Annotated in this window: 2 tRNA genes and 1 rRNA gene (1 of these 3 only partly in view); all 3 read left to right on the top strand. The window is 49.9% G+C overall.

The annotated features are described in order from the left end of the window. Positions 1 to 82 precede the first annotated feature (82 nt). Positions 83 to 200: ribosomal RNA gene (rrf, locus tag DXB77_RS12910) — 5S ribosomal RNA — on the top strand. Positions 201 to 256: 56 nt separating this feature from the next. Next, positions 257 to 330, top strand: a tRNA-Ile gene (locus DXB77_RS12905). A 4-nt stretch (positions 331 to 334) separates the two neighbouring features. Continuing rightward, positions 335 to 371 (top strand) — tRNA-OTHER (locus tag DXB77_RS12900) (it continues 59 nt past the right edge of the window).

Genomic DNA, 371 nt, shown 5'->3' with positions numbered 1-371 from the left:
GGCTGGATCACCTCCTTTCTAAGGAAAAGGAAGAAGTAAGGGTTGTTATGTTGTTAAGCTTTCAAGGAAAAGCAGAATATTTGCTGGTGGTGATGCGCTTATGGGAAACACCCGTACCCATCCCGAACACGACGGTTAAGACGTAAGCGGCCGATGGTACTGCACTGGAGACGGTGTGGGAGAGTAGGTGGCTGCCAGCTCCAAGTTTGATCAGAAATGGTCAAAGTGCTTATCAAGTGTAAGCAGAAAAAGAGATGGGCTTATAGCTCAGCTGGTTAGAGCGCACGCCTGATAAGCGTGAGGTCGATGGTTCGAGTCCATTTAAGCCCACTCTGGGGGTATAGCTCAGTTGGGAGAGCACCTGCCTTGCA

The organism is Clostridium sp. OM05-9 (genome assembly GCF_003481465.1).
Lineage (GTDB): Bacteria > Bacillota > Clostridia > Lachnospirales > Lachnospiraceae > Coprococcus > Coprococcus ammoniilyticus.
This window is presented reverse-complemented; position numbering and strand designations above follow the sequence as displayed.